Genomic DNA, 788 nt, shown 5'->3' on the forward strand with positions numbered 1-788 from the left:
CGAGTCATCAAACAGTGTCTGTAACTGTGGCGGAAGACCGTGGCGGACTTTCCCCGTTACCTCTGAAGCCGCTTTAGCAATGCCCTTATCACCATATGTGGCTACCCAGCGTAAACCGAGCGCCAGTGCATCGAGCTGTTCGGGGGTAAACATCACCGGCGGTAAATGATGGCTCCGGGAAAGGATATATCCTGTGCCAGCCTCACCCTGAATGTCGGCACCCTGATCGCGTAGTGCGCCAATATCACGGTAAAGTGTACGAAGACTGATTGAAAGTTCTTCAGCCAGCCTGTGGCCGCTTATCGGATAGCGATGCTGATAAAAAATCTGCAGAAGATTGAGAAGGCGTTCTGCTCGTTTCGGTCCTGATGCTGACATGTTCTGTCAATGCTCCCTGCAATAGTGATGTCTCATTCTTTTTGGCGTGAGAGACTCATGATACCTAACCTGATCATTCTTTATGTTGATAATCCGATTGTCAGCAGTGGTTTTTACCAGAAGCTATTCAATACAGAACCAGACGTGATGCTTCCGACGTGGGTGGCTTTTTCCTTTAATAACGGCCTGAACCTTGGACTATGGTCAACGACAGCGAGTGACTTTATATCCTGCGGTGTAGGTAGCCGAACTGAATTGAGTTTTATGGTGAAAGATATTCAAGAGGTTGATGTGCTTTATCAGCAATGGTCAGAGAGCGGTGTGCAGATAGAACAGGAGCCCAAACATGCTGTTTTTGGCAAGACGTTCGTTGCGCTTGATCCTGACGGGCACCGTATCCGGGTATGTAT

The 788-nt window shown here is 48.6% G+C and carries 2 protein-coding genes; one reads left to right on the forward strand and one right to left on the reverse strand.

Features of this window, described 5'->3' with window-relative positions:
* On the reverse strand, positions 1–378 hold a 378-nt coding region (locus tag OK409_RS19865), incomplete at its 3' end, for a helix-turn-helix transcriptional regulator (RefSeq protein WP_264367383.1).
* Between the two features lie 57 nt (positions 379–435).
* On the opposite strand from OK409_RS19865, the gene OK409_RS19870 reads away from it, so the two are divergent.
* Positions 436–788, forward strand: a 353-nt coding sequence (locus tag OK409_RS19870; RefSeq protein WP_264367384.1) for a VOC family protein, incomplete at its 3' end; no start/stop codon positions are given.

Source organism: Pantoea sp. RG18, assembly GCF_025910075.1.
Lineage (GTDB): Bacteria > Pseudomonadota > Gammaproteobacteria > Enterobacterales > Enterobacteriaceae > Pantoea > Pantoea agglomerans.